This is a genomic window from Nonomuraea sp. NPDC005730 (assembly GCF_040630865.1).
Classification (GTDB): Bacteria; Actinomycetota; Actinomycetes; order Streptosporangiales; family Streptosporangiaceae; genus Nonomuraea.
The window spans coordinates 1-26,904 of record NZ_JBEXYK010000008.1; the positions used below are offsets into that span (position 1 = coordinate 1).

30 protein-coding genes and 1 tRNA gene are annotated in these 26,904 nt (G+C 71.7%); 16 read left to right on the forward strand and 15 right to left on the reverse strand.

Annotated elements, in window-relative coordinates:
• Positions 1 to 98 precede the first annotated feature (98 nt).
• From ABZ444_RS13150 to ABZ444_RS13160, 3 genes are all read right to left on the reverse strand, one after another.
• Positions 99 to 608 (reverse strand): hypothetical protein, encoded by a 510-nt coding sequence (locus ABZ444_RS13150; protein WP_357995259.1) that lies wholly within the window; start codon positions 606 to 608, stop codon positions 99 to 101.
• A gap of 165 nt (positions 609 to 773) precedes the next feature.
• Positions 774 to 1,343, reverse strand: coding sequence for a nicotinamidase (locus ABZ444_RS13155; protein ID WP_357995261.1), 570 nt, complete (start codon positions 1,341 to 1,343; stop codon positions 774 to 776).
• Positions 1,344 to 1,357: 14 nt separating this feature from the next.
• On the reverse strand, positions 1,358 to 2,641 hold the full coding sequence (locus ABZ444_RS13160; protein WP_357995263.1) for a nicotinate phosphoribosyltransferase: 1,284 nt from the start codon (positions 2,639 to 2,641) through the stop codon (positions 1,358 to 1,360).
• 46 nt (positions 2,642 to 2,687) lie between these two features.
• Between ABZ444_RS13160 and clpS the strand changes: the two genes are divergently transcribed.
• The 5 genes from clpS to ABZ444_RS13185 all read left to right on the forward strand — a co-directional run bounded on the left by clpS (position 2,688) and on the right by ABZ444_RS13185 (position 5,289).
• Positions 2,688 to 2,981 carry an ATP-dependent Clp protease adapter ClpS gene (clpS, locus tag ABZ444_RS13165; protein WP_352350112.1) on the forward strand — a complete coding sequence of 98 codons (294 nt, stop codon included), beginning with the start codon at positions 2,688 to 2,690 and terminating at the stop codon, positions 2,979 to 2,981.
• 10 nt (positions 2,982 to 2,991) lie between these two features.
• Positions 2,992 to 3,516, forward strand: a complete 525-nt coding sequence (locus ABZ444_RS13170; RefSeq protein WP_357971110.1) for a DUF2017 domain-containing protein — start codon at positions 2,992 to 2,994, stop codon at positions 3,514 to 3,516.
• Between the two features lie 9 nt (positions 3,517 to 3,525).
• Positions 3,526 to 3,927, forward strand: coding sequence for a M67 family metallopeptidase (locus ABZ444_RS13175; protein WP_357995265.1), 402 nt, complete (start codon positions 3,526 to 3,528; stop codon positions 3,925 to 3,927).
• A 140-nt stretch (positions 3,928 to 4,067) separates the two neighbouring features.
• On the forward strand, positions 4,068 to 4,340 hold the full coding sequence (locus ABZ444_RS13180) for a MoaD/ThiS family protein (protein WP_352327705.1): 273 nt from the start codon (positions 4,068 to 4,070) through the stop codon (positions 4,338 to 4,340).
• A gap of 1 nt (position 4,341) precedes the next feature.
• Positions 4,342 to 5,289 carry a cysteine synthase gene (locus tag ABZ444_RS13185; protein WP_357971112.1) on the forward strand — a complete coding sequence of 316 codons (948 nt, stop codon included), beginning with the start codon at positions 4,342 to 4,344 and terminating at the stop codon, positions 5,287 to 5,289.
• 47 nt (positions 5,290 to 5,336) lie between these two features.
• On the opposite strand, the gene ABZ444_RS13190 is transcribed toward ABZ444_RS13185, so the two are convergent.
• On the reverse strand, positions 5,337 to 7,199 hold the full coding sequence (locus tag ABZ444_RS13190; protein ID WP_357995267.1) for a DUF3352 domain-containing protein: 1,863 nt from the start codon (positions 7,197 to 7,199) through the stop codon (positions 5,337 to 5,339).
• Positions 7,200 to 7,285: 86 nt separating this feature from the next.
• Positions 7,286 to 7,612: a hypothetical protein gene (locus tag ABZ444_RS13195; RefSeq protein ID WP_357995269.1), complete on the reverse strand. Its 327-nt coding sequence runs from the start codon at positions 7,610 to 7,612 to the stop codon at positions 7,286 to 7,288.
• A 137-nt stretch (positions 7,613 to 7,749) separates the two neighbouring features.
• Here ABZ444_RS13195 and ABZ444_RS13200 point away from each other — a divergent pair, with 137 nt between their 5' ends.
• From ABZ444_RS13200 to ABZ444_RS13210, 3 genes are all read left to right on the forward strand, one after another.
• The gene (locus tag ABZ444_RS13200; protein WP_357995271.1) at positions 7,750 to 8,541 is read left to right on the forward strand and encodes a thioesterase family protein; all 792 of its coding nucleotides are present in this window, start codon (positions 7,750 to 7,752) and stop codon (positions 8,539 to 8,541) included.
• An 85-nt stretch (positions 8,542 to 8,626) separates the two neighbouring features.
• Positions 8,627 to 9,451: a glutamate racemase gene (gene murI, locus ABZ444_RS13205; RefSeq protein ID WP_357995273.1), complete on the forward strand. Its 825-nt coding sequence runs from the start codon at positions 8,627 to 8,629 to the stop codon at positions 9,449 to 9,451.
• Positions 9,448 to 10,200, forward strand: a complete 753-nt coding sequence (locus ABZ444_RS13210; RefSeq protein ID WP_357995275.1) for an MBL fold metallo-hydrolase — start codon at positions 9,448 to 9,450, stop codon at positions 10,198 to 10,200. Before murI ends, ABZ444_RS13210 begins: the two co-directional genes overlap by 4 nt.
• Here ABZ444_RS13210 and ABZ444_RS13215 read toward each other — a convergent pair.
• Positions 10,185 to 11,438: an MFS transporter gene (locus tag ABZ444_RS13215; protein ID WP_357995277.1), complete on the reverse strand. Its 1,254-nt coding sequence runs from the start codon at positions 11,436 to 11,438 to the stop codon at positions 10,185 to 10,187. The two genes, ABZ444_RS13210 and ABZ444_RS13215, sit on opposite strands and share 16 nt — an antisense overlap.
• Positions 11,439 to 11,491: 53 nt before the next feature.
• Between ABZ444_RS13215 and rph the strand changes: the two genes are divergently transcribed.
• From rph to ABZ444_RS13240, 5 genes are all read left to right on the forward strand, one after another.
• Complete coding sequence (gene rph, locus ABZ444_RS13220; RefSeq protein ID WP_357995279.1) at positions 11,492 to 12,211, forward strand: ribonuclease PH; 720 nt, start codon at positions 11,492 to 11,494, stop codon at positions 12,209 to 12,211.
• A complete protein-coding gene (gene rdgB / locus ABZ444_RS13225; RefSeq protein ID WP_352326185.1) occupies positions 12,208 to 12,798 on the forward strand; it encodes an RdgB/HAM1 family non-canonical purine NTP pyrophosphatase in 591 nt (196 codons plus the stop codon). The genes rph and rdgB overlap by 4 nt, the downstream gene beginning before the upstream one ends.
• Positions 12,799 to 12,844: 46 nt before the next feature.
• The gene (locus ABZ444_RS13230) at positions 12,845 to 14,617 is read left to right on the forward strand and encodes a molybdopterin-dependent oxidoreductase (RefSeq protein ID WP_357995281.1); all 1,773 of its coding nucleotides are present in this window, start codon (positions 12,845 to 12,847) and stop codon (positions 14,615 to 14,617) included.
• 119 nt (positions 14,618 to 14,736) lie between these two features.
• Positions 14,737 to 16,464: a toxin glutamine deamidase domain-containing protein gene (locus ABZ444_RS13235; RefSeq protein WP_357995283.1), complete on the forward strand. Its 1,728-nt coding sequence runs from the start codon at positions 14,737 to 14,739 to the stop codon at positions 16,462 to 16,464.
• Entirely contained in the window at positions 16,461 to 16,730 is a 270-nt protein-coding gene (locus ABZ444_RS13240) for a hypothetical protein (RefSeq protein WP_357995285.1), read from the forward strand. The genes ABZ444_RS13235 and ABZ444_RS13240 overlap by 4 nt, the downstream gene beginning before the upstream one ends.
• Positions 16,731 to 16,943: 213 nt before the next feature.
• On the opposite strand, the gene ABZ444_RS13245 is transcribed toward ABZ444_RS13240, so the two are convergent.
• The 6 genes from ABZ444_RS13245 to bcp form a co-directional block, all read right to left on the reverse strand.
• Entirely contained in the window at positions 16,944 to 19,433 is a 2,490-nt protein-coding gene (locus tag ABZ444_RS13245) for an FtsX-like permease family protein (protein ID WP_357995287.1), read from the reverse strand.
• 1 nt (position 19,434) lies between these two features.
• Positions 19,435 to 20,187, reverse strand: a complete 753-nt coding sequence (locus ABZ444_RS13250; RefSeq protein ID WP_357995289.1) for an ABC transporter ATP-binding protein — start codon at positions 20,185 to 20,187, stop codon at positions 19,435 to 19,437.
• Between the two features lie 107 nt (positions 20,188 to 20,294).
• A complete protein-coding gene (locus ABZ444_RS13255) occupies positions 20,295 to 20,945 on the reverse strand; it encodes a response regulator transcription factor (RefSeq protein ID WP_357995291.1) in 651 nt (216 codons plus the stop codon).
• On the reverse strand, positions 20,945 to 22,114 hold the full coding sequence (locus ABZ444_RS13260) for a sensor histidine kinase (protein WP_357995293.1): 1,170 nt from the start codon (positions 22,112 to 22,114) through the stop codon (positions 20,945 to 20,947). Before ABZ444_RS13260 ends, ABZ444_RS13255 begins: the two co-directional genes overlap by 1 nt.
• 243 nt (positions 22,115 to 22,357) lie before the next feature.
• Positions 22,358 to 22,440: transfer RNA gene (locus ABZ444_RS13265), tRNA-Leu, on the reverse strand.
• A gap of 104 nt (positions 22,441 to 22,544) precedes the next feature.
• Positions 22,545 to 23,018, reverse strand: a complete 474-nt coding sequence (gene bcp, locus ABZ444_RS13270) for a thioredoxin-dependent thiol peroxidase (protein WP_357995295.1) — start codon at positions 23,016 to 23,018, stop codon at positions 22,545 to 22,547.
• 151 nt (positions 23,019 to 23,169) lie between these two features.
• On the opposite strand from bcp, the gene ABZ444_RS13275 reads away from it, so the two are divergent.
• Positions 23,170 to 23,502 carry a DUF3618 domain-containing protein gene (locus ABZ444_RS13275; protein ID WP_357971125.1) on the forward strand — a complete coding sequence of 111 codons (333 nt, stop codon included), beginning with the start codon at positions 23,170 to 23,172 and terminating at the stop codon, positions 23,500 to 23,502.
• Between the two features lie 36 nt (positions 23,503 to 23,538).
• Here the strand turns inward: ABZ444_RS13275 and ABZ444_RS13280 are convergent, their stop codons facing one another.
• Positions 23,539 to 24,732, reverse strand: a complete 1,194-nt coding sequence (locus ABZ444_RS13280; protein ID WP_357995297.1) for an amino acid deaminase/aldolase — start codon at positions 24,730 to 24,732, stop codon at positions 23,539 to 23,541.
• Between the two features lie 185 nt (positions 24,733 to 24,917).
• Here ABZ444_RS13280 and ABZ444_RS13285 point away from each other — a divergent pair, with 185 nt between their 5' ends.
• Together ABZ444_RS13285 and ABZ444_RS13290 are read left to right on the forward strand one after the other, a co-directional pair.
• Positions 24,918 to 25,499, forward strand: coding sequence for a DUF6286 domain-containing protein (locus tag ABZ444_RS13285; RefSeq protein WP_357995299.1), 582 nt, complete (start codon positions 24,918 to 24,920; stop codon positions 25,497 to 25,499).
• Positions 25,499 to 26,011, forward strand: coding sequence for a hypothetical protein (locus ABZ444_RS13290; RefSeq protein ID WP_357971128.1), 513 nt, complete (start codon positions 25,499 to 25,501; stop codon positions 26,009 to 26,011). The genes ABZ444_RS13285 and ABZ444_RS13290 overlap by 1 nt, the downstream gene beginning before the upstream one ends.
• A gap of 378 nt (positions 26,012 to 26,389) precedes the next feature.
• On the opposite strand, the gene ABZ444_RS13295 is transcribed toward ABZ444_RS13290, so the two are convergent.
• Together ABZ444_RS13295 and ABZ444_RS13300 are read right to left on the reverse strand one after the other, a co-directional pair.
• Positions 26,390 to 26,647, reverse strand: a complete 258-nt coding sequence (locus ABZ444_RS13295; RefSeq protein ID WP_357995301.1) for a Txe/YoeB family addiction module toxin — start codon at positions 26,645 to 26,647, stop codon at positions 26,390 to 26,392.
• Positions 26,644 to 26,904 (reverse strand): type II toxin-antitoxin system prevent-host-death family antitoxin, encoded by a 261-nt coding sequence (locus tag ABZ444_RS13300; protein ID WP_357995303.1) that lies wholly within the window; start codon positions 26,902 to 26,904, stop codon positions 26,644 to 26,646. The genes ABZ444_RS13295 and ABZ444_RS13300 overlap by 4 nt, the downstream gene beginning before the upstream one ends.

A 26,904-nucleotide genomic window follows, 5' to 3' on the forward strand; every position in this document is an offset into this window, starting at 1 on the left:
TAATCGACCGGACCACCTACAAGGCTGCCATCAGCATCAACATGATCCCGGCCAGCCCTTGACACCACCGCCCGGACGCTAACTGAACGGCGTTGGCTCTAGAGGCCGGCGGGGGCCGGGATCCTCTTCCCGGAGCGGCCGTCCACCGGGATGTAGCGCTCGTCGCCCGGCAGCGGGACGGTCAGCGCGGCCCGGCCGTCCTTGACGCGGACGGGCAGGGTGCGTACGCCCTGATGGTCGCCGCTCAGCGGGCCCTCGTGCACCCACACCAGCAGCCGGCGCCCCTCGGGACGGGCGATCACCTTGGCCGTCGCGCACTCACGGGGCGCGGCCGACCACGACAGCACGAGCTGCCGGCCGACCTTGGCCCACTGGGGGATCGGCGTGCGCTCGTCACAGGCGGGCAGCGCGGGCGCCGGCGGCATGTCGTGGGCCACGACGGCGGGACCGCGACCGGCGGGCACGTCACCCATGGCGACCGTCGCGGCCTCCAGCAGCGCCAGCGTCACGACGGCCCCCACCCGCGCCCCCGGACGGCCCTTGACGAGCACCCAGAGGGCGAGAGGGGCGAGCAGCAGCCAGGCCACGCCCAGGGAGATGGCAAGCATGAGGAACCTCGCACAGGATGAAGAGATATGACTCTACGTACTACTTCGACTGCGGAGAGGTTAGGTCATCCTTGAATATCACATGACCGCAGGGTTGCGCACTGCGTACCGTCCGTGATCACGGACGGCCGTGGCGCACTCCCGGGTCGTCCCGGGCGGGGCCGGTCAGCCCTCCTTGGGCGTGCCCTCCAGCGTCACGCCCGCGGCCTCCATCTGGGCCATGGCCGACTGCGTGGTCGCCGGGGAGACGCCCGCGGTGAGGTCGAGCAGCACGCGCACGGCCAGCCCGTTGGCCGCCGCGTCGAGCGCGGTCGCGCGCACGCAGTGGTCGGTGGCGATGCCCACCACGTCGACCTCGGTCACCCCGCGCTCGCGCAGCCAGTCGGCCAGCGGCGCGCCGTCGCCCGAGGCGCCCTCGAAGCCGCTGTAGGCCGCCGCGTGGGAGCCCTTGCTGAAGACCTCCTCCACCTCCGACACGTCGAAGGAGGGATGGAAGTCGGCGCCGGGGGAGCCGGCCACGCAGTGGGCGGGCCAGGACGTGACGTAGTCGGGGGTGTCCGAGAAGTGGGTGCCGGGGTCGACGTGGTGGTCACGGGTGGCCACGACGTGGTCGTAGCCGTGCTCGCTCAGATGGCGGGTGATCGCCGCGGCCACCTCAGAGCCGCCTGCCACGGCCAGGCTGCCACCCTCGCAGAAGTCGTTCTGCACATCTACGATGATCAACGCGGTGCCCATAAGAGCACGATACGTCAGACGAACTCCGTGGGGATCGCCGCGTACCCCCTCCCGAGGTGCAGCGCCTCCTGGGGGAGCAGCGCGACGGCCGCCGCGTGGCGGTCCCGGGCGGCGGAGAGGGGCTCCCGGCCGACGACCTCGCCGTCGCGCACCAGCTCGTGCAGCAGGGGAATGCCGCCGTCGGGGACGACGCCGCCGGTCGTGATCAGCTCGGTCTCGACGTGCCCGCCGGCGTCGAGCAGCCGGTACGCCTCCTTGCGCCCGCCGCGCGACGGCTTGCCCACCGACCGCTTGGCCACGGCCTCCAGCCGGCCCGCCCCCGTCTCCCGCGCCACCAGCTTGTACACCAGGGCCGCCGTGGGGACGCCGGACCCGGTCACCAGGGAGGTGCCCACGCCGTAGCCGTCCACCGGGGCGGCGGCGAGCGCGGCGATGGCGTACTCGTCGAGGTCGGAGGTGACCACGATGCGGGTGTCGAAGGCGCCGAGCGAGTCGAGCAGCTCGCGCACCTCCTGCGCGGCGGCGGCCAGGTCGCCGGAGTCGATGCGGACCGCGCCCAGCTTGTTGCCGGCCAGCTCGACCGCCGTGCGCACCGCCTGCTCCACGTCGTAGGTGTCCACCAGCAGCGTCGTGCCCACGCCGAGGGAGGCGATCTGGGCCTCGAACGCGTCCCGCTCGGAGTCGTGCAGCAGGGTGAACGCGTGCGCGGCCGTGCCCGCCGTGGGGACGCCGTACACGTGGCCGGCCATGAGGTTGGAGGTTGAGGCGAACCCGGAGATGTAGGCGGCGCGGGCGGCGGCGACGGCGGCGTACTCGTGCGTGCGGCGCGAGCCCATCTCGATGAGCGGGCGCTTGCCGGCGGCGTTGGTCATGCGGGAGGCGGCCGAGGCGATGGCGCAGTCGTGGTTGAGTATCGACAGCGTCAGCGTCTCCAGCAGCACGGCCTCGGCGAAGGTGCCCTCGACGATCATGATCGGGGAGGCGGGGAAGTAGAGGTCGCCCTCGCGGTAGCCGTAGACGTTCCCGGAAAACCGGTAATCGGCGAGAAACGCCAGAGTCGATTCGTCGACCACCTCCTGCTCGCGGAGAAAGGTGAGTTCTTCATCACCGAAACGGAAGCGTTCGAGCTCGTCCAGGATGCGTCCGGTGCCGGCCACGACCCCGTACCGGCGGCCGCCCGGCAGGTGTCTGGCGAACACCTCGAAGACCGCGCGCCGGTGCGCCGCGCCGCTGCGCAGCGCCGCCTGGAGCATCGTCAGCTCATAGTGATCTGTGAGCAACGCAGTGCTCATGGTCATTCTCACGACTCGAAGACTACGACCCAGATAGGGCAGACTCGGGGATGTGGGTAGCACCGCTCCAATCACCGTCGAGCGTCCGTCATCGGACGTCCGGCCCGATCTGCCATGGGTGACCATCGTCTGGAACGACCCGGTCAACCTCATGTCCTACGTGACCTATGTCTTCCAAACCGTCTTCGGCTACACCAAGGAGAAGGCGGAAAAACTGATGCTGGACGTCCACCAAAAGGGCAAGGCGGTCGTGTCCAGTGGCACGCGCGAAGAGATGGAACGCGATGTGCAGATTCTCCACTCCTACGGCCTGTGGGCGACGGTCCAGCCGGATTCGGTCAAGTGAGGCGGCGGCGGTGAGTTCGGGGTTCTCGGCCGGGCGGAACGGTTCGGTCATCGCGCAGTTCGAGGCCGCGGAGGTCTCGCTGTTGCGCTCGCTCGTCTCGATGCTGCTCGGCCTGGTCACGCCGGGGGAGACGAGCGACGATCCGCTGGAGCGGGCGCTCGGCATCGGGGCGGCCCAGGCGCCCACCGATCCGGTGCTGGCCCGGCTGTTCCCCTCGGCGTACGAGGACGAGCAGGAGGCCTCGGAGTTCCGCCGCTACACCGAGGCCACGTTGCGCGACGGCAAGCGCGCCGACGCCCAGACCGTCCTGGACACCGCGCGTCCGGGCGGCGCCGAGCTGACGCCGGAGCAGGCCCAGGCGTGGCTGCGTTCGCTCAACGACGTCCGCCTGACGCTCGGCACCAAGCTCGACGTGACCGAGGAGATCCACGACGAGATCGCCATGATGTCCGAGGACGACCCCCGCTACCCGGCCTACGTCACCTACGACTGGCTGACCTACCTTCAAGACAGCCTGGTCCGCGCCCTCTGGTAGCTTCCGGGCATGCTCACGATCTCGCAGGAACTGGTGGACAAGATCGTCGCGCACGCGCGGGCCGACCATCCCGACGAGGCGTGCGGGGTGATCGCGGGCCGCAACGGTGTGCCCGAGCGGTTCGTCCCGATGGAGAACGCCGAGCGTTCGCCCACCTTCTACCGGTTCGACTCCATGGAGCAACTGCGCGTCTGGCGGGAGATGGACGACCGCGACGAGGAGCCCGTCGTGATCTACCACTCCCACACCGCCACCGAGGCGTACCCGTCGCGCACCGACGTGTCCTACGCCTCCGAGCCGCAGGCCCACTACGTCCTGGTCTCGACCAGGGACGAGAACGAGGTCGAGTTCCGCTCCTACCGGATCCTCGACGGAGTGATCGAGGAGGAAGAGGTAAGATTCCTCCCATGATGGTCCGGCCGGTGCAGAGCTACCTCTTCGCGCACACCCCGGCCGTCGTCGTCTACGACTGTCGCTGATCTGGAATCCGTACCAAGCCATCGGCGTTGCCGCCGATGGGACGACGACCAGATAAGAGGAGAATGACCGCGATGGCCATCGAGGTTCGCATTCCCACCATCCTGCGCAACTACACCGACGGCGCCAAGGCCGTCGACGCCGAGGGCGCCACCCTCGACGAGCTGATCAGCAACCTTGAGTCGCGCCACCCCGGCATCAAGGACCGCCTGGTCGACCAGGGCAGCCTGCGCCGCTTCGTCAACGTCTACCTCAACGACGAAGACGTGCGTTTCCTCGGCGGCCTCGGCACCCCGGTGTCCGACGGCGACACGGTGACCGTGCTGCCCGCCGTCGCCGGCGGGTGACATGCGGTTCGACTCGCTGATCGACTCGGTCGGGCGCACGCCGCTCGTCGGGCTGCCCCGGCTGTCGCCCTCGCCCGAGGTGCGCGTCTGGGCCAAGCTCGAAGACCGTAACCCGACCGGGTCGATCAAGGACCGGCCGGCGCTGTGGATGATCGAGCAGGCCGAGAAGGACGGCCTGCTCACGCCCGGCTGCACGATCCTGGAGCCCACCAGCGGCAACACCGGCATCTCGCTCGCGATGTCGGCCAAGCTCAAGGGCTACCGGCTGATCTGCGTGATGCCGGAGAACACCTCCGAGGAGCGCCGCCAGCTCCTGCGCATGTGGGGCGCGGAGATCATCTCCTCGCCCGCCGCGGGCGGCTCCAACGAGGCCGTCCGCGTGGCCAAGGGCCTGGCCGCGGAGAACCCGTCCTGGGTGATGCTCTACCAGTACGGAAACCCGGCCAACTGGCGCTCCCACTACGAGACCACCGGCCCGGAGATCCTGGCCGACCTGCCCACGGTCACCCACTTCGTGGCCGGGCTCGGCACGACCGGCACGCTCATGGGCGTCGGCCGGTTCCTGCGGGAACGGGTGCCCGGCGTGCAGATCGTCGCCGCCGAGCCGCGCTACGGCGAGCTGGTCTACGGCCTGCGCAACGTCGACGAGGGCTTCATCCCCGAGCTGTACGACGAGTCCGTGCTGACCACCCGCTTCTCCGTCGGCTCGGCCGACGCGCTGCGGCGCACCCGCGAGCTGCTGGCCGCCGAGGGCATCTTCGCGGGCGTCTCGACCGGCGCCGCGCTGCACGCCGCGCTGGGCGTGGCAGGGAAGGCCGTCAAGGCGGGCGAGCGGGCCGACGTCGTCTTCGTGGTGGCCGACGGCGGCTGGAAATACCTGTCCACGGGCGCCTACGACGGCACCCTGGAGGAGGCGGAGGAGCGCCTGGAAGGGCAGCTCTGGGCCTGACGACATGAAGAGGGGGGCGGCCGGTCCGGCCGCCCCTTCTTCCATGGTCAGTTGAACAGGACCCGCAGCGAGAAGTCCGCCTCGGTGGCGCTCTGCTTGCCGCTCAGCCCGACGGCCCGCAGGACCTGCGCGTTGGCCTTGTCGTCGCCCTCCATGCTCTGCAGGTACAGGTGCTCGACCTTGTCGAGGTCCACGAAGAGCGCGAAGGTCGCCTCGCCGGCATTGGGGATGGCGGTCTGGAACGTCTCGGAGTCGCCCAGCGTGCCTTCCTCGGCCAGCTTCTTGGCGTACTCCTCGCTGGTCGCCGCCGTGAAGACGCCGTCACCGGGCACCTTGGCGAGCTGCGGAGCGGGCTGCCCACTGGCCGCCAGCGCCTTCTCGATCTTGCCGACGACCGCCTGGGCCTTGGCCGGATCGGTGACCACGCGGACGCCCGCCTTGATCTGGTCGCCGTCCAGGCCCTGGCTGTCCACCGCGACCGTGAAGTTCTTGCCGAGCACCGTGGCCAGGTCGCCGGGCAGGTCGAGGCCGAACTTGGTCTTGGCCTGGTCGAGGAGCTGCCGGACCTCGGCGCCGCCGCCGGCCGCGGCCGACTTCTGGATCTGGGCCCACTGGCTGGTGATCATCTGGTCCAGGCCGGAGACCGACAGGGCTCCCGCGGTGCCGGCGGGCAGCGTGCCCAGGGCGGCGGGCTGGAGGTCGTCCGAGGTCACGCCCTTGGCGCCCCTGACCAGGCCGGCCAGCTCGACGTAGGCGCTGTCGAAGCGCAGCGCGCCGGCGAACCGGGCGTCCTTGATGGGCTCGATGCTCGCGGCCTGCTCGGCGGGGATGGGGGTGAGCTTGGCCAGCGCGCCCATGTCCGCCCAGAACGACAACACGCCCTGCTCGCCGACGTCGCCCATGTCGTCGTTGAACTCGCTGTTGTCGGCGAGCGTGGCCTCGCCCTTCGCGTACTTGTCGGCCAGCGCCTGGGTCGAGGACAGCAGCGCGTAGTCGTCGCGGAAGGCGATGCCGTACTTGTCGCCGTCCATGAGCTTGGCGATGCCCGCCTTGGCCTGCGCCTGGTCCTTGACCTGCACGGCCACCGCGAAGTCGGGCTCGGACTTGCCGGAGGGCACGGCGGCGAAGCCGACCCTGCTGCCCAGCCACGGGTCCACGTCCTTGGCGAAGTCGACCTTCTTCTCGCCGGTCTCGTTGACCAGGTTGAACAGGGCCTGGCGCGGGTCCTCGCCGGTGAAGGAGCCCTTGGTGACCGTGAACTTCCTGGCGAGCTGGAACAGCGCCAGCTTCTGGTTCGCGGCCGGGTCGAGGTCGAGGCGGGCGTAGGCGATCGCGTTGGCGGGCAGGACCTCGTTCGGCTGCGTGCCGCCGCCGCCGATCGCGCCCACGGCCCATACCGCGCCGCCGCCGAGCAGCACCACCGCGAGCGCCGCCGCGCCGGCGATCAGCCAGCCCTTGCGGCCGCCCTTCTTCGCCGGCTGGGGCGGGCCGAAGCCGTCGGGGCCCTGCTGCTGCCAACCTTGCTGCGCGTACTGGTCCTGCTGCTGCCAACCCTGCTGGGGCTGCTGGGCGTACGGGTCACGGGGCTGCTGGGCGTACGGGTCCTGCTGCTGCCAACCCTGGTGCTGCGCGTGCTGGTCCTGTTGCGGCCAGGTTTGCTGTTGTTGCTGTTGATGGCCCTGCTGCGCCTGGCCGCCGTACGGGGCGCCGTAGGCGGGCTGCTGGCCGTAGGCGGATTGGGGGTTGTAAGCCGGCTGCCCGTACGAAGCCCCCTGCCCCGGCTGAGGGGCCTGCTGACCATAGGGCTGCTGGTACGGCTGCTGCTGCGGCTCCTGCGGCTGGTCCCAGCCTCCTCGGTACGCCGTGGTGCGCTCAGGATCCTGGCCAGGTGGGGGATTATTCGCAGACATCACTCAACTCACAATGTGGACTTTTGACCACAGTGAAGGTAGCTGATGTTGCTAGATGGCCGCTTGCAATGTGCTGAAGTCGGGATTCAGGCCCGGTTCAGCTCTTTTTTCAGCACATCGAGGTGGACTTCGCCGTCTGTCCAGTCCGTCACGCAGGCCCAGGGCACGAACGTGCACCCGGCGTACACCGTCCGCGCCAGCGTCCTGGACAGCCAGGGCGAGCGGCCCTGACGGTCACGGGTGAGCCCGAGCAGGACGGGCGCCCGCCGCCCCGAGACGACCAGCCCGTAGACCGTCTGGCTCTGCTGGATCTCGCCCCTGTGCCTGTGGGCGCGGATGTCGACCACGTGACCGACCCAGATCCCGTTGGAGTCCCACACCGACTGACCGATGAGTTCGGTGACAGTTGCCATGATCGAACTGTCCCATCCGGGTGATGTTTCCGCAGGTAGGCGCGCTGATATCGGAACGGCGTGGTGCGAACGCCGCAGCCCCGCGTAAAGTGGGGGGACTACTAGAATATAGTTCCGTACGGTGAAGGCAGGGCGGGATGACCAAGTTCGACGAGGCCACACAGGCGATCAGGGTCGACGAGACCACCTATGACGTGTGCCTCGACCCCGGATACTCCATCGGCGGCCCGCTCAACGGCGGCTACCTGATCGCCGTGGTCCTGCGCGCCGCCGTGGACGCCTCGCCGTTCGAGCACCCGGTGAGCACCACCTCGCAGTTCCTCAGATCGCCGGTCGCCGGCCCCGCCCAGGTCCGGGTCGAGCCGCTGAAGTCGGGCCGCACGGCCGCGTTCGCCAGGGCCACCCTCGTCCAGGACGGCGTGCCGCAGATCGAGAGCCTGATCACCACCGCCACCCTGGCCGGCGCCGACCCCGTCTACACCGACGCGCCCTCGGTCGTCATGCCGTCCGTCGAGGAGTGCGTCAAGCTGCCCGACCCCAAGCCCGAGAGCAACATGACCCTCAACGCCCAGATGGACATGCGCTTCGACCCGCCCACCATCGCCTGGCTGGCCGGCGAACCGACGGGCAGGCCGGAGTCGCGGGCCTACTTCAGGATGGCCGAGCCGCAGGACGCCGACCCGTACGTGCTGGCCCTGGCCGTGGACGCGCTGCCGCCCGTGGTGTTCTCCGCCGGCGCCCGCGGCTGGGCGCCCACCGTCGAGCTCACCTGGCACCTGCGCGCCCTGCCCGCCCCCGGCTGGCTCACCCTGATCGGGAGCGGCCGGCTCATTTCGGACGGCTGGTTCGACGAGGAGGTCGAGGTGCGGGACTCCGCGGGCCGGCTCGTCGCCCAGTCGCGCCAGCTCGCCAGGGTCGGAAGGGGCTGATGTGAGCAACACGACAGTCGCGCCTTCATCAGGTGTGAGCATTCTTACGCGGTGTTGATCGAGCAGGTCGCCTACCCTCTAGAACGTGCCGGACGAGAGTATTGGGATCTTCGACAGCGGGGTGGGCGGCCTGACGGTCGCGCGCGCGATCATCGACCAGCTCCCCCACGAGTCGATCACCTACGTGGCCGACACGGCCCGCCAGCCGTACGGGCCGAAACCCATCGCGGAGCTGCGCGCCTACGCCCTTGAGGTGATGGACCACCTCGTCGAGCAGGACGTCAAGATGCTCGTCATCGCGTGCAACAGCGCCAGCGCCGCCGTGCTGCGCGACGCCCGCGAACGCTACGACGTCCCGGTCGTCGAGGTGATCCAGCCCGCCACCAGGCGCGCGGTGCGCGCCACCCGCACCGGCCGGGTCGGCGTGATCGCCACCCAGGCCACCATCACGTCGCTGGCCTACCACGACGCCTTCACCGCGGCCCCCGACGTGCGGCTCACCGGCGTGGCCGCGCCCCGCCTGGTGGAGTACGTCGAGCGCGGGGAGACGATGAGCAAGGAGCTCATCGACGTCCTGGCCGAGTACCTCGAGCCGATCAGGGCGGCCGGCTGCGACACGCTCATCCTCGGCTGCACCCACTACCCGCTGCTCACCGGCGCGATCTCCTACGTCGTCGGCGACGGTGTCACGCTGGTCTCCAGCGCCGACGAGACGGCCAAGGACGTCTACCGGATCCTGCACGACCGCGGACTGGCGGCGGGAGGCGAGGCCACCCCCCGGCACCGCTTCCGCGCCACCGGCGACTCCCAGCTCTTCGCCCGCCTCGGCAGGCGATTCCTGGGCCCGGAGATCGACGTGGTCGAAGTCGCGCCAGTGGGGGGTACTACCTTTAGCGGGAGGCCCACATGAAGGTGACCATCGTCGGATGCTCGGGCAGCTACCCCGGCCCCGACAGCCCCGCGTCCTGCTATCTCGTCGAGGCCGAGGGGTTCAGGATGCTGCTCGACCTCGGCAACGGGTCGCTCGGCGCGCTCCAGCGCCATATCGGCCTCTACGACGTGGACGCCATCTGCCTGTCCCATCTGCACGCCGACCACTGCCTCGACGTCTGCGGCTACCACGTGGCCCGCACGTACGGGCCCGACGCGCCGTACCCGCCCGTGCCGGTCTACGCGCCCGAGGGTGCCCCGGCCCGGCTCGCGGCCGCGTACGGGATGCCGGACGAGCCCGGCCTGGAGACCGCCTTCGACTTCACGCCGCTGTCGCCCGGCTCGTTCGAGGTGGGGCCGTTCGTCGTCACCGCCGGCCTGGTGAACCATCCGGTCGAGGCGTACGGGTTCCGGGTGGCCAGCGACGACGTGTGCATGGCGTACTCGGGGGACACCGGGGAGTCGGCGGAGCTGGTCAGGCTGGCCGCGGGGGCCGACCTCATGTTGTGCGAGGCATCGTTCGTCGAGGGGCCCGACCTGCCGCCCGACCTGCACCTGACCGGCCGTCAGGCGGCCGAGCACGCGGCCAAGGCCAACGCGGGCAAGCTCGTGCTCACCCACCTGGTGCCGTGGAACGACAACGCAAGAGTGCTGCAGGACGCGTCGAGGGGCGGCTACGCCGGGCCGATCGAGCTGGCGCGCAGCGGCGCGGTCTACGACCTGGCCTGAGCGTCGTCGAAGTCACGTAACCAGGGCAGCGGCGAGAACAGCAGCGGCACGAACGACATGACCCGGCCGATCATGAACACCCATAAGGCCGTCCGCACGCCGAACTGCTGGGCGACGATCCCGCCGAGCAGCGCGCCCAGCGGGACCGAGGCCCACGTCAACGACCGGAACGAGGCGTTGACCCGGCCCAGCAGCCGCTCGGGGACCGTCGTCTGCCGGTAGGTGATCTGGCCGACCGCGCCCAGCGCCGAGCTCCACGACAACGCGATCGAGGTGACGGCGAAGAACGCCACCCGCCAGTCGGCCTGGGTCATCGGCAGCAGCAGGGCGAAGGGCGCCGGCACGGTGAGGGAGAGCCAGGTGACCCTGGCCGTGCCGACCTTCCTGGCCAGCACCGCGCCGAGCAGGCCCGCGGCCACGCCGCCGAACCCGCCGGACATGAGCAGCACGCCGATGAGACCGGGCGCCAGCCCCACCTCATCGGCCAGGAACAACACCGACAGGCCGAGCACCGCGCCGACCGTCAGGTTCGCCACCACCGAGGACGCGGCGAACATGCGCAGCAGGTGATCGCGCCACACGTAGCGCAGCCCCACGCCGATGCCGCGCAGCAACGGCTCGGGCTCGCTCGCGGCCGGCGGCTTGTCCGGGGTCTTGATGGCGCTGAGGAACAGCGCCGACGTCAGCGAGCCCAGCGCGGTGGCGAGCATCGTGAACGGCGCGCCGATGAGCTGCACCAGCAGGCCGCCGAGGCCCGGCCCGCCCAGGAAGCCGCCGGAGCGCACCACCTCCAGCTTGGAGTTGCCGTCGCGCAGCTGCCGCGCGCTCACCAGGCTGGGCAGGTACGTCTGGTCGGCGACGTCGTTGAACACCTGCGCCACACCCGCGAGGAAGGCGACCGCGAACATCATGCCGATCGACAGCACGCCCAGTTGGGCCGCCAGCGGAATGCTCGCCAGCAGCGCGAACCTGACCAGGTCGGAGACCACCATCACGCGGCGCCGGCGCATCCGGTCGACCCACACCCCCGCGGGCAGGCCGAGCACGAGGAACGCGGCGGTCTGCAGCGCGGACAGCAGGGCCACCTGGGCCGGCTGCGCGTGCAGCGTGACGACCGCCACCAGGGGGAGGGCCACGCGCGAGATATTCGCTCCCAGTTCGTTCCCCACGTGCGATGTCAGGAACCGGAGGAAGTCAGGGTTTCGCAACACCCCCGTTGTCATTGCGTAAGGATCCATGTGTCGGACACATTTGGTCAAGAGTGTCGTGCCGCGGAGATAGGGTGATCTGCATGTCCCGACAGGATGGCCGCAACCCCGACCAGCTACGCCCCATCACCATCACCCGGCAGTGGCTGGCGCACGCCGAGGGTTCGGTCCTCGTCGAGTTCGGTGGCACGAGGGTGTTGTGCGCGGCGTCGGTGCAGGACAGCGTGCCGCGCTGGCGCAGGGGCAGCGGGCAGGGCTGGGTCACGGCCGAATACGCGATGCTGCCGCGGGCGACCAATACCCGTAATGACCGGGAATCGGTCCGCGGCAAAATCGGCGGGCGCACCCACGAGATCTCCCGGTTGATCGGAAGATCACTTCGCGCGTGCGTCGATTACAAAGCTCTGGGCGAAAACTCCATTCTGCTCGACTGCGACGTCCTGCAGGCCGACGGCGGCACCAGGACCGCCGCGATCACCGGCGCGTACGTCGCCCTCGCCGACGCCGTCGCCTGGATGAAGGCGCGCAAGATGTGCCCGGGAGACCCGCTGATCGGCTCGGTCGCGGCCGTGTCCGTCGGGGTCGTCGGCTCGGTTCCCATGCTCGACCTGTGCTACACCGAAGACGTCGCCGCCGAGACCGACATGAACGTCGTGATGACTGGCGAGGGCGCCTTCGTCGAGGTGCAGGGCACCGCCGAGGGTGTGCCCTTCGACCGCGCGGCCCTCGACCAGCTGCTCGACCTGGCCGCCGCCGGGTGCGAGGAGCTCACCCTGATCCAGCAGGAGGCGCTGGGCGCATGAAGATCGTGCTCGCCACCCGCAACCCGGGCAAGATCGCGGAGCTGCGGCGCATCCTCGCCGGGTTCGAGATCGTCGGGCTTGAGGAGTTCCCCGAGATCGGCGAGGTCGCCGAGACCGGCGTCACCTTCGAGGAGAACGCGCTGCTCAAGGCGCACGCCGTCGCCAAGGGCTCCGGGCTGCCGGCCGTGGCCGACGACTCCGGGCTCTGTGTCGACGTGCTCAACGGCATGCCCGGCGTCTTCTCGGCCCGCTGGTCCGGCCGCCACGGCGACGACCAGGCCAACCTCGACCTGCTGCTCGCCCAGCTCTCCGACGTGCCCGCCGAGAAGCTGTCGGCGCACTTCGCCTGCGCCGCCGCGCTCGCGCTGCCGTCCGGGGAGCACCGGGTGGTGGAGGGCACGCTGCCCGGCCACCTGATCACCACCCCGCGGGGCACCAACGGCTTCGGCTACGACCCGATCCTGGTGCCGCTCGGCCACGACCGCACCACCGCCGAGCTGTCTCCCGACGAGAAGGACGCCATCAGCCACCGGGGCCGTGCCTTCCGCGCGCTGGCGCCGATCGTGCGTGACATCGTCGGCTCGTAACCACCGCGTAAGAACCTGCTGACCGTGGGCGACGTAACGTCGTACCGTGCAGAAGAACGAGACGGTGCCCGCCTGGGCCGGCGCCCTGGCGGGGCTCACGGCGGGCGCGCTGGCGCTGGGGATCGCGCAGCTTGTCGCCGGGTTCGCCGGTCCTGAGACCTTTCCGGTGGTGGCGGTGGGGGACACCGCCGTCGACCTGACACCGGCGCCGGTGAAGGACTTCGCGATCAACACGTTCGGGGAGAACGACAAGACCGTCCTCATCGGGGGCGTGCTCGTGGTGCTCGCCGGGATCGCGGCCGTCATCGGGGTGCTGGCACGGCGGCGGCTCGCGTACGGGTACGCGGGGCTGGCCGTGTTCGGGGTGGTGGGGGCGGCCGCGGTGCTCACCCGTCCGGGGGCGGGGGCGGCGGACGTGCTGCCCACGGTGGTCGGAGTTCTGTGCGGGGGGCTGGCGCTGGGGTGGCTGCTCCGGCGCGCGGGCGGTGGTCGCGGCACGGTCGCGGCGGCCCCCTCGAAGGCGGGTGGCGGGGTCGCGACCCCTGAGGCCGGCGGGGAGGCGGCCCCTGAGGCCGGTGACGAGGCTGCGGCTGGGGTCGGCGGCGCGGGCGCGGTCTCCGAGGTCGGTGGTGAGGGTACGGTCCCCGAGGTCGGTGGTGAGGGCACGGTCGGCGAGGTCGGCGGTGCCGGTGCGGGCGGCGAGGGGGCCGTGGAGCGGCCTGCCGTGATGCGGGCCGGGGCGGGGGAGCGCGGCTTCGACCGGCGGCGGCTGATCACCGGTGTGGCGGGCGGGATCGTGGTGGCCGGGGCGTCGGCCGTGCTGGGCCGGCAGCTCGGCGGGCGGCGGGAGCTGGACGTGACGCGGGTGAACCTGGCGCTGCCCAGGCCCGCGACGCCCGCCCGGCCCCTTCCCGCCGGTACGGACTTCCGCATCCCCGGCCTGTCACCCTTCATCACGAAAAATCAGGACTTCTATAGGGTTGATACGGCGCTCGTCGTCCCCCAGGTGGACCCGCGCACCTGGAAGCTTCGCATCCACGGCATGGTGGACAGACCACTCGAGATCACCTACGCCGAGCTGCTGAACCTGCCGCTCACCGAGGCCGACATCACCCTGACCTGCGTCTCCAACGAGGTGGGCGGCCCGTACGTCGGCAACGCCCGCTGGCTGGGCGTACGCATGGCCGACCTGCTGCGCCGTGCCGGGCTCCAGCCGGGGGCCGACATGCTGCTGTCCACCTCCGACGACGGCTTCACCTGCGGCACGCCCGTGGACGTCGTGATGGACGGCCGCGACGCCCTCTTCGCCATCGCCATGAACGGCGAGGCGCTCCCGTTCGAGCACGGTTTCCCCGTGCGCCAGGTCGTGCCCGGCCTGTACGGGTACGTGTCGGCCACCAAGTGGGTGGTGGACGTGAAGGTGACCCGGTTCGACCGGGATCAGGCGTACTGGACGCCACGCGGGTGGGCCGCGAAGGGGCCGATCAAGACGGAGTCGCGCATCGACGTGCCGAAGAGGGGCGACTCGCTGAAGGCCGGGCGCACGACCATCGCCGGGGTGGCGTGGGCCCAGCACACCGGGGTGGACGCCGTCGAGGTGCGGGTCGATCGCGGCGAGTGGCGGCAGGCGCGGCTGGCCGCCGTGCCGGGGCCCGACACCTGGCGGCAGTGGGCGCTCGACTGGGACGCCACGCCCGGGGAGCACACGATCGAGGCACGGGCGACGGACGCGGCGGGGCGTACCCAGACCGAACGGCAGGCGCCGCCCGCGCCCGACGGCGCCAGCGGGTGGCCGGCCCTGACGGTCCAGGTGGCCTGATTCGCGGACGTTTGCGCAGGTAAAGCCGTGGGCCCTGACGGATAATCTTCCCCACTTCCCCCTCTCGGACGCGACGGCGGCCCTACGATCGGTCGTCCAAGCAGGACAGGAGGCAGGACGTGGTCCGCGAACGCAAGTCGAGCGTCCGAGGGGTCCTTCCGGAGGGGCAGTACAACCCGGTGGTGGGAGAGGGGGTCCGGTGGCTCGACTACGAACGTGCCGCCGAGGACGTCCCCGGCGAGGCGCCCGCCACGACCGAGGTGCCCTCCTCCCGTGAGGGCTCGGCCCCCTTAACGCCCGCCGCCTCCCGCGCCCCCGCCGAGGAGCCGCCGCCATCCGGCCTCCGTACGCAGCCCACTGCTCCCTCCCACCCATCCCCCCGGCCCGCCGCAGCCTCCGCTCCCGGTGTGGCCTCCGCCCTGGACGTGCTCACCGGTCTCGCCACCCGCCCGGCGCCGGCCCGCACCGACACGCCGTACGGCCTGACGTTCAGCCTGAACACCCTCAACCGCCTCGCCACCGCCCTCCCGGAAGAACGGGAGGGCGCACATCCCGGCCTGCCGGACGACCGGAAGGCGCCGGCGGGCGTGCCGGACGGCCCGGCGCCACGTTCCGCCGGGCCGACCGGCCGCGGCGCCGACGGCGGCGCGGCGACCGGCGGGCGGGCCGCGACCGACGTGCCGAACCCGGACGCGCCGAACGCCGACGTGCCGAACGCCGGGGAAGCGCGGACCGGCACGTCCAGCCACCCGGAGGGGCGTCCTGACGCGCCCGACGACCCGGAGGAGTGGGCATCGCGCACGACGGCTCACCCGGCCCCGGCCCGCGATCCGCGCGGAGCAACACCCACGACGGCCGCCCCACGCGAGATCGGCCTGAACGGAGCCGCCGCGCAGGCAGAGGCGGCACGCGCGAGCGGCCCGCGGGAAGCAGCCCCGGAGGCGGGCAGCCTGCGCGCGGCCGGTCCGGACAAGGGGAATTCGCGTGAGGTCAGTCCGGACCAGGGCAGCCTGCGTGGGGCCGGGCCGGACGAGGGGGAGCCGGGGAAGTTCCCGGGGAGCGGGACCGGCGGGCCGGAGAGACCCGGGGACGCGGTGACGCGGGGTTTCGGGGCGGCGGTCAGCGGGATGCGGCGGCTGGAGTTCGGAGAGAGGGACGGGGCCCGCGGCGCGGACGGACGGCATCCGCTGGAGGCCCGGATCGACCGGGCGAGGAACCGCGCAGCCGTCGACTGGTTCGAGGGCGAGCGGCGGCCGCCGAGGCTGGCCGACTGCCGGCCGTACGGGCTGCCCGGCGGGCTGGCACAGCCGGACCCGCAGGTGGAACGGGAGCTGAGGCAGGCGCTGGAGCCCGGCACCAGGTTTCCCGACCCGCGCGGCACCTGGGTCCGGCTGATCAACGGCGGCGGCCCGGCGGACGACCCGTTCCGGGCCTCCAACGCCGCCGACTGCGCCCTGGCCGTGTTGTCCACCTGGCACGGCGAGCCCGCCACCGCCGCCCCCCGGCTCCCCGAGTACGACGGGATCGGCCGGCCGCTGCTCACCGGCGAGAAGGGCGGAGCGGCCCGGATCGAGCGCTGGACCGGCCGGCGGTTCCAGTACGCGGGCCAGGGGCGGCACGCCTACCCCATGATCGCCCGGCGGCTGCTGGAGGCCGGGCACGGCGCGAGCGCGGTCATCGTGGTGCGCTGGCCGGGCGGCGGGTCGCACGTCTGGAACGCGGTCAACTCCGGCAGCGAGGTGATCTGGATCGACGCCCAGCGCGGGCACATGTCGGTCGAGCCGCCGTACGCGACGGTGACGGGGGTGTTCTGCATGATCCTCGACCGGCAGGGGCGGCCGCGATGAACATGGACCAGGCCAGGGCGCTGGCGGAGGAGTACGTCAACGGGACGCGCCCGCCGGACGAGCCGCTGTCGGTGGGCCTGTACGGCTTCCACGACGGGTACGTCGCCTGGATCCGCGAGCTCGACCCCGACGACCCAACCACGCTGCCGGACACGGTCGGCGGGGCGTGCATGGTGATCGACAAGGCGTCCGGGGAGGTCGTCGTCCGGCCTCTGCTGGATCCGGAGACCGTCGCCGAGCTGTGGCCCGGCCGTACCCCGCGCTGACCGCGTGACGCACGGGAGGCCGGGCGCCGCCCCCATCGGGCGCCCGACCTGTCGTCACGTGCGTGGCCGCGCCCCCATGGGGGGTCCGACCTGGCGGCACGTACGTGGCCGCGCGGCCTCGGCGTCCCCCACGACACCCGTCCCATGAGGCCGCGCAGCCCCTGCGCGTACCCTCTATCCTGATTTTTCGCTTTTATTCGCTTTTGCCATGGATCACCCCGTAGCCAACGAACCGACGATCGACGCCCTGGCCGCCCGCCGGGCCGGCACCACGGCGGCCAGCACGCCCGCCAGCCCCGAGAGCACCACGAACAGCGCGATCTGCCCGAGCGGCGCGGAGAAGACCGCCCCGGGCAACATCGCCCGTACCGCGGCCCAGCCGAACACGCCGCCGAGCACCACGCCGACCAGCGCCCCGACCAGGCCGAGCAGCAGCGCCTCGACCGAGAGCATGCGCCGCAGCTGCGGCCGGGTCAGCCCGAGCGCCCGCAGCAGCGCCGACTCCCTGGTGCGCTCGTGCACCGACAACGACAGGGTGTTGGCGATGCCGAGCAGCGAGATCAGGATCGCCAGCCCGAGCAGCCCGGTCACGATCATGAGCAGCATGTCCAGGGTCTCGTCGAACTGTCCGCGTACCTCGGTCGAGCTGGCCATCTGGACGGTGGGATGGGCCGCGATCGCGGCCCTGACCACCTGGCGGGCCTGGTCGGTCGCGACGCCGTCGCGGATGTTGATCATCACGCGGGAGTCGGGCACCCGGTCGTAGTAGGTGTCGAACGGCCGCTCGGCGACGGTGAGCGGCGGCAGGGTGGAGTTCGTCCCGGCGAGGACGGCGACCACCTTCAGCGGCACGGACCCGGCCTTCTCGGTCTTGACGGTGACCGTGTCGCCGACCTTGACGCCCAGGGCGGAGGCAGCGTAGTCGAGCAGCGCGACCTGCCCGGCCGACAGGCCCACCATCGAGCCGGACAGCACCTCGGGGGCGACGGTCCCGTGGTAGGTGCCGATGTCGAAGCGCCGGTCGCCCACCTTGCCCGGAGTCTCGCGGATCTGCAGCACCGAGGCCAGCTCGGGACGGCCGCGCAGCTTCTCGGCCACCGACCTGGGCACCCCGCTGTCCTGCACCTGGCCGGCCAGCATGTAGTCGACCGGGAACTGCTCGTCGAGCTTGTTCCACACGGTCAGCCGGGTGGAGGCGCTGAGCACCGAGATCAGCGTCATCAGCGTGACGCCGATGGTGAGCGCGACCGTGGTGGTCGCGGCGCGCCGGGGGTTGCGGGCCGAGTTGTCCAGCGCCAGGCGTCCGGGCACGCCGAACAGCTTGGCCGGGATCCAGCCCACCACCGCGCTCAGCGGCCTGACCAGCACCGGCCCGAGGATCAGCACGGCCAGGAAGACCAGCGCGCCGCCGGCCATCACGACGAACAGCGTGCTCGTCTCGCCGGCCGGCAGCCCTGCCACGCCGAACGCGGTCATGCCCGCCCCGGCCAGCAGGAACAGCCCCGCGAACACCGAGCGCAGCAGGCCGGTGCGGAAGTCCTGCTCCTCCGGCTGGGCGCGCAGCGCCGCGACCGGCGGCACGCGGGTGGCCGCCCGCGCGGGCAGCAGGGCCGCGAACAGGGTGACCACCAGGCCTACGGCCAGGCCGATCCCGATGGTGGCCGGCGTCAGCGCGACCGCCGCGTCCGTGGGCATGGGGGCGTCGAACGCGGACAGCAGCGTCAGCGCGAGCACGGCCAGCCCGTACCCGGTGAGCAGGCCGAGGGCGGAGGCGAGCAGCCCGACCGCGAACGACTCCAGCACGATCGAGCCGAACACCTGCCCGCGGGTCGCGCCGATGCAGCGCAGCAGCGCCATCTCCCGGGTGCGCTGCGCGACCAGGATGGTGAAGGTGTTGTAGATGACCAGCGCGGCCACCATCATCGCCACCGCCCCGAACAGCAGCAGGCCGATGGTCAGCGTGCGCATCGACAGCCCGGCCGAGGCCGCCAGGTCGTCGGCCAGCTCCGTGCCGGACTTGACCTCGTAGGCGTCGCCGAGCGCCGCGGCCACGGCCTGCTTCAGCCCGGGGGCCGAGCCGGCGACGTCGATCTCGCGGTAACCCTTGGCGCCGGTCATGCGCTGTGCGGTGGCCGCGGTGAAGCCGACCGCGCCGGTGAAGGACAGCTCCTGGTCCACCCCGGGGTCGAGCAGGCCGACCAGCCGGAACCGGTGGCGGGCCTGCTTGGGGTCGAGCACGGTGATCGTGTCGCCGAGCCGCAGGCCCTGCGACTTCGCGGTGTTCTTGTCCAGCACGGCCGCCTGGTCGTCGGTGCCCGGGGCGGTGCCCGCGACGATCGAGGTGCGGTCCAGCGGGCCGGGGACGATGGACAGGGCCGTGGTCGGGCTGCTGCCGACCGCCCTGCCGTCCTTGCCGAGCAGCGGCGCGGGGTCGCGGATCAGGCCCTGCGCCTCGGTCACGCCGGCGAGGGCGCGCACCCGTTCCAGAGCCTTCTCCGGCAGCACGCCGTCGCGCTCCTTGGGCAGGACGGCCACGTCCACCTTGTCGGCGTCGGCGGTGACGCGCTGGGAGAAGCCCGCCTGGATGGTGTCGTTCAGCACGAACGTGCCCGCGATGAAGCCCACCCCCAGCGTGATCGCCAGCGAGGTGAGCAGCAGCCTGAGCTTGTGCGCGCGCAGCCCGGCCAGCGCCGTCTTCAGCACCTCAGCCCTCCAGCTTCACGAGCGTGTCCAGGACGGCCTGCGGCGAGGGCGAGGTGATCTCGGTGACCAGCTCGCCGTCGCGCAGGAACACCACCCGGTCGGCGTAGGCCGCCGCGACCGGGTCGTGGGTGACCATGACGATGGTCTGGCCGAGCTCACGGACCGAGGTGCGCAGGAAGGACAGGATCTCCGAGCCGCTGCGCGAGTCCAGGTTGCCCGTGGGCTCGTCGGCGAAGATCACCTGCGGCTTGCTGATCAGGGCCCTGGCCACGGCCACGCGCTGCTGCTGGCCGCCGGACAGCTCGGTCGGCCGGTGCCCGAGCCGGTTCCGCAGCCCGACGGTGTCGATGACCCGGGAGAACAGCTCCTCGTCCGCCTGCCGGGCGGCGATGTCCAGGGGCAGCCTGATGTTCTGCTCGGCGGTGAGCGTGGGCAGCAGGTTGAACGCCTGGAAGATGAAGCCGATCCGCTCCCGGCGCAGCAGCGTGAGCTGCCGGTCGGCCAGGCCGGTCAGCTCGACGTCGCCGATGTGCACCGTGCCCGAGGTGGCGGTGTCCAGGCCGGCCAGGCAGTGCATGAGCGTCGACTTCCCGGAGCCGGACGGGCCCATGATCGCCGTGAAGGCGCCGGTGGCGAAGGCCACGTCCACGCCGCGAAGGGCGTGGACCTGGGCGTCGCCCTGGCCGTACACCTTGGTCAGGGCCTTGGCCACCACCGCGGGCGGTGCCGCGCGCCAGGACTCGGTGAGGGTCACTTTCACTCCTTGTCGCAATTTCTCGTCGCGACCAACGTTAGGAGTGGAAATTTCAGGAATTGTGGGCCCTGAGGAGGGACTTCGTGTAGGACCTCAGACGACCCCCGTCAGCCTTTCGGCCGATGCGAGGGCACGACGAGCCCCGCCTCGTACGCGTACACCACCACCTGGGCCCGGTCCCGCAGCCCCAGCTTGGCCAGCACCCGGCCGAGATGCGTCTTCACCGTGGCCTCGGCGACCTCCAGACGGCCCGCGATCTCCATGTTCGACAGGCCGCGGGCCACCATGAGCAGCACCTCCCGCTCGCGCGGGGTCAGCTCGGTCGCCGCCGGCAGCTCCTCCACCGGCAACTGCGCGGCGAAGCGGTCCAGCATCCGGCGCAGCGTGCGCGGCGAGACCACGGCGTCGCCCGCGTGCACCTGCCTGATGGCGTTGACCAGGTCGGCGGGCGGCACGTCCTTCAGCAGGAACCCGGCCGCGCCCGCCTTGATCGCGGCCAGGGCGTACTCGTCGAGGTCGAACGTGGTCAGGATCAGCACCTTCGGCCCGTCGATGTGCCTGGTCGCCTCGACGCCGTCCATGCGCGGCATGCGGACGTCCATGAGCACGACGTCCACCTCGACGCGGTCCAGCAGCTCCAGGGCCGTGACGCCGTCGGCGGCCTCGGCCACCACGTCGATGTCGGGCTGGGCGCCGAGCACCATCTTGAACCCGGCCCGCAGCAGCTCCTGGTCGTCGACCAGCATCACCCTGATCATCACGCCGCCCTCGCCGCCGGGAGGCGGGCCAGCACCTCGAAGCCGCCGCCGGTCAGGGGACCGGCCGAGACCGCGCCGCCGTACATGCCGACGCGTTCGCGCATGCCGATCAGGCCGTGCCCGTCGGGGCTGCGCGGCGCGGCGGCGCCCCGGCCGTCGTCGGTCACCCGGACGACCAGCTCGGGCCCGCCGTAGTCGATCTCGACCCGCGCCTGGACGTGCGGGCCGCCGTGCTTGAGCGCGTTCGTCAGCGCCTCCTGGACGATGCGGTACACGGCGAGCTGCTGCCCTTCGGGAAGGTCGCCGGGCACGCCGCCGATGCGCAGGCTGGCGGGCACGCCGGCGCCGCGTACCAGCTCTTCCAGCTGGCCCAGGCCGGGCTGCGGGGTGTAGTCGGTGCCGTCGTCCTCGTTCTCGCGCAGCACGCCGACCATCCTGCGCATCTCGGCCAGGGCCGCCCGCCCGGTCTTGGAGATGTTCCGTACGGCCAGCCGGGCCTGCTCGGGGTCGCTGTCGAGGGCGAAGCCCGCCCCGTCGGCCTGCACCACCATCACACTGACATTGTGGGCCACCACGTCGTGCAGCTCCCTGGCGATCCTGGTGCGCTCGGCCGCCGCGGCCATCCTGGCCTGCTGGTCGCGTTCGCGCTCGGCCCGCTCGGCGCGTTCCTCCAGCCCTTCGAGGTAGCGCCGGCGGGTGTTGGCGTACAGGCCGGCGAGCCAGATGGTGACGACGAAGATCGAGCCGCTGAAGAACATGCCGAAGGTGGCGACGGACCAGTTCACCAGCGCCAGGAAGATCCCCAGCTCGGCCACCAGCCCGGCGGCCAGCGCCCACCGGAACGCGCACTCGGAGGCGACCGTCCACAGCGCCACCATGACCGCGAGGTTGGCGGGCAGCGGGTCGACGTGGGCCAGCCACTGCCCGAAGGAGGCCAGCGAGATCACCGCGTACGCCGCCAGCGGCCTGCGCCGCCACAGCAGCGGCACTATCAGCAGCACCGAGAGCGCGACGTAGCCCGCCACGCCCAGGTAGCGGCTGCCCCCCGCCGGGGTGAGCGAGGCGTAGGGGATCGCCAGAAGCAAGCTGAAGACGGCGAGGGGGGCGACCCGCAGGACGCTCACCAGCCCGCCGTGGCGCCTCGACCACGCCCGTACCCTGCCGAACACATCATCACGATATGTAAGCCACGCCAGAGATTTGTCCGCCTAGAGGGGGAAGTCCGCGTACGACCCAGGTCTTACATGGGTCTTACAAGGGACCAGGCATGGTGGTACATGGGAGCGCCCCTCGCGGGCGAGTAAAGGGAGATCGTGATGGCGGATCATGATCGAGACGCGGGTCGCGCGGTGAAGAGGAAGCACCGCGCGACCCGGCCTCCCGGACGGCACGACCCTCGCAGCCGCTGCGTGTGCGGGCGGGGGGACTCGAACCCCCACAGTGTCTCCACCAACAGGACCTAAACCTGCCGCGTATGCCATTTCGCCACGCCCGCGATCCCGCCGAGGCGGGCTGGGAACAGCTTAGCGCTCCGGCCGTGGCCGGGCAGCCTTCCGCGACGACCGCGGGCCCCCTGTCGGCGGGCCCGCGAGCCGGGGATCAGGCCAGGCCGAGCTTCTTCTTGAGCGAGGCCACGTGGCCGGTGGCCTTCACGTTGTAGAGCGCCTGCTCGATCTTGCCGTCGGCGTCGATGACGAACGTCGAGCGGATCACGCCGATCATCTCCTTGCCGTAGAGCTTCTTCGGGCCGTACGCGCCGTAGGCCTGGTGGACGGCGAGCTCCGGGTCCGACAACAAGGGGAAGGTCAGGGCGTCGCGGGCGACGAACTTGGCCAGCTTCTCCGGCTTGTCCTTCGACACGCCGAGGACGACGAAACCCTCACCGGTCAACTGGCCGAGGTTGTCGCGGAAGTCGCAGGCCTGTTTGGTGCAGCCGGGCGTCATGGCGGCGGGGTAGAAATAGAGGATCACCCTCTTGCCGCGAAGGCTGTCGAGGGAGACGGTGCCGCCGTCGGCGGTGGGTAGCGTGAACTCGGGCGCGGCGTCGCCGGGCGCGAGCTTGGTCTCTGTCATGGGCCCTCCTGAGTTCCTCCGGCAAACCTACCGGCCCGGCCGCTGTGCCGTACGGCACGCCGACCTGACAGACTGATCACGACCAGAACGGACGGAGCTCGCGGCGGACTACGTAGCGGGCGCGACCACGCGTACGGTCGAAAGGAGAGCCATGGCTGACACCGATCCCGACGAGTTGGAGCGGCGGATCGCGCGCACGCGCGCGGAGTTGGCGCAGACGGTCGACGCCATCGCCGACCGGGTGAGCCCCAAGCGGGTCGCCGAGCGTACGGTCGCCGATGTCAGGAGCCGGGCGGGCCACTTCGTGGCGTCCGTGGGGGACGCCCTCGGGGTGACCGCCCGCCCGGTCGACTACGGCGACAAGCCCGAAGGGGTGTGGGAGGACGAGCAGCCCAACCTGGCGCCGGTGCTCATCGGCGTCGGCGCGGTGCTGGTCGTCGGCGCCGCGATCGTGCTGTTCCGGCGCAGGCGCCGCCGGCGCTGAGCGGGTTCCGGGGCCGGGGCGGGGGCGGGGGCGGGGTCAGAGGAAGGTCCTGCCCTCGCCCCGGTACGTCGGCACCGACTCGGCCAGGGTGTCGCCGTCCACGAGGTGCAGGGTGTCGAAGCGCTCGCACATCTCGCCCGCCTTGGCGTGCCTGAACCACACCCGGTCCCCGACCCGCAGCTCCTGGGCCGCCTGGCCCAGCAGCGGGGTCTGCACCTCGCCCGCGCCCTCGTCCTGCGCGTACCGCAGGCCGGCGGGCAGGTACGGCTGCGGCAGCCGGCTCGGCCCGGGAGGGCCGGAGGCCAGGTAGCCGCCGCCCAGCACCGTGACCGTGTCCGGCCCGGGACGCCGGACGACCGGCAGCGCGAACAGGGCCGCCGGACGCCCGGTGAAACGCCGGTAGAAGTCGAACAGCCGTGGGTGGAAGAAGCCCGATCCGGCGGCGACCTCCGTGATCGCGTTCTCCCTGACGGTCGTCTCGATCGAGCCGGTGCCGCCGCCGTTGACGAACTCCAGGTCGGCGACCTGGCGCACGGCGTTCACGACGCGGCCGCGACGGACGACCAGCTCGCGGGCCGAGCGGGCCTGCATGACCCGGACGACCCGGGCGAAGGCGGCGTTGCCCGGCGGTGCGTCGCCGACGCCGGCGATCTGCGCCTCGTAGGCCATGAGCCCCACCAGGCGCAGCCCCGGACGCTTGGCGATGGCCGTGGCCAGGTCGGCGGCCTCATGGGGCTCGCGCACGGGCGAGCGGAGTGCGCCGGCCCTGAACTTGCCGCCGAGGGTGACGTAGCCGGCGTCCAGGTCGAGGGAGAGCCGCAACTCGGCCCTGGGATGCACGCCTGACACGGCCTGCTCGACGAAGTCGAGCTGCTCGCGGGAGTCGACGGTGATCGCGATCTCGGCGGCGGCCCGCGGGTCGGCGGCCAGGGCGGCGAGCGCCTGCCGGTCGGCCGTGGGGTAGGCGACCAGGATGTCGGTGAAGCCCTGACCGGCCAGCCACAGGGCCTCGGGGAGGGTGAAGGCCATGATGCCGCGGAAGCCGTCCATGGCCAGGATGCGTTCGAGGACGGCGCGGCTGCGCACGGACTTGCTCGCCACCCGGATCGGCTTGCCGGCGGCGCGGCGCACCAGGTCGGCCGCGTTGGCCCGCATGGCCGCCAGGTCGAGGATCGCGAAGGGCGGTTCGAGCGCGGCGGTGGCGCGGTCGTAGCGCCGGCGGTCATCCATGTCAGCAGGGTAACGGCATATCGGGCGAATGAATATGAGCGGGGTTCATATTCATGCCTGGAACGCGGGAGAGGTTCACTTTCCTTGGTGCGGCCGTAATGATCGGGCAAATGGGCGGCGAGGGCGCGGTCGCAGCCCCTCCGGATCCATGTACGTCTGTCGTTGTGATGACCACGCTTCAGCAGATGGTGCCCGCAGCCATCACCGCCCAGCACCACACCGGGCTGCGCAGGGCGAGAAGGGCGCTCAGACCGGCGCGTGCGCTGCCCGGCGCCCTCGTCGCGCTCGTCCTGGCCGCCGTGCTCGGCGCGACGACCGCCGAGGTGGTGACGTCGCTGCTCGGCAAGCCACTGGGCTGGGTCCCGGTGAACGAGGCGATCGAGCTGGCCGGCGCGCGGACGTGGCCGCAGGTCTCCTCGGCCGCGCTGCTCACCGCCGGGGCCGGGCTGTTGATGCTGCTGCTCGCGATCGTGCCGGGACGTTACAGGACGGTCCCGGTCGAGACGTCCGACCCGCTGATCGTCATCGGCATCACCCGCGCCGGGCTGCGCCGCACCCTGCGCGCGGCCGCCCAGAAGGTGAACGGCGTGGACCGGGCCCGGGTACGGCTGCGCCGGCGCACCATCGAGGTCACCGTCGTGACCGGGCCGGAGAGCTCGGGCGCGATGCTCCGGCAGGTCGGCACGGCGGTCGGCGACCGGCTGGCCGGCGTCGGCACGCTCGGCACCGGCGAGGTCGTCGTCCGGCTGCGCAGGAAGGGCGTGTGATGCGGCAGTACACGGGCAACCGCGTCGGCCTGGCCCTGGTCGGGCTCGCCCTGCTCGGCGCGGGCGGTTACGGCTGGCTGCGCGGCCAGGGCCTGCTCTTCGACCTGCCGCGCAACGCCAAGGTGCTGCCCGCCGAGATCGCCCGCACGATGGCCGCGGACCCCTGGACGTTGTGGCTGCTGGCCTTCGCCATGCTGATCCTGGCCATGCTCGCCGTGCGCTGGCTGCTGCTCAGCCTGGGCTGGGGCCGCCGGGGCGCGGCCAGCGGCACCGGCACGGCCATGCTGTGCGTGGGCCTCAAGGGCGTGGACGGCCTGGGCCGGGCGGGCGTACGGGTCGCCGACAACGGCCTGCGCGTCGCCCTGACCTGCCCCTCCGACGCGGACGTCGGCGCGGTGGTGACCAAGCTCGACCAGGACATCGTCGGCCGCATCCGCCGCGAGGTGCGCGACGACGAGACGCCTGCGGTCGTCCGCGTCCACGTCCGCCGCCAACCGGCCGAGCGCCGCTGACCAGTCAACTGGCTGCTCGTAGCTGAAGGAAGAAGGCGCGACTCGGCGCCTTCGTCGTCGAATCCGATCGGGAGGTCGTCATTCACCGCATCATCGGCGCTTTCGCCGCCGCAACCCTCGCCCTGGCGCTCGCCGCGCCCGCCGCTCACGCGGAGACGGGCGACGGCTTTCCGCTGATCCCCTGCAAGATCGGGGAAGACGGCCAGATGCAATGCGTCGGGGATCACCTGCCCGGCCTGCTGGCCCACGCGCTCAGCCCCGCGGTCGGCCTGATCTGCGTGAACAGCCACACCACCACGGTCATCTGCCGCTCGTCCGCCTGACACCCGGCCCGTCCGGCCCCTCCTGCACGGAGGAGCCGGGCGGACCGCCGCGTCTCTACTCGTAGTGGTAGCGAGCCTGCAGGACGACGACCTCGTCGTGGGCGACCAGGTACACCAGGCGATGCTCGTCGGTGATGCGCCGGGACCAGGCGCCCGCCAACGCGTACTTGAGGGGCTCGGGCTTGCCGATGCCCTCGTAAGGATCGCGCACGACATCCTCGACCAGCCGGTTGATGCGCTTGAGCATCTGCCGGTCGGCCGTCTGCCAGTGGACGTAGTCCTCCCAGCCCTGGCTGGTGAACGCCACCTTCACCGAGCAGCCTCGTCGTCCAGCAGCGCGTGACGCTCATGACGCCCTTGGACCGCCTCCTGGTAGGACTCGATCAGCCGGCGGGCGTTGGCCGGGGAACGTAGCAGATAGGCCGTCTCCCGCAGCGCTTCGTACTCCTCGGCGGCCACCAGGTAGGCGCTGCCGCTCTTGGACACGATCTCTACGGCGGTGTGGTCGTTGTTGACCTCTTCGATGAGAGGGAACAGGCGACGGCGAGCTTCGCTGGCGGTGATGGACAT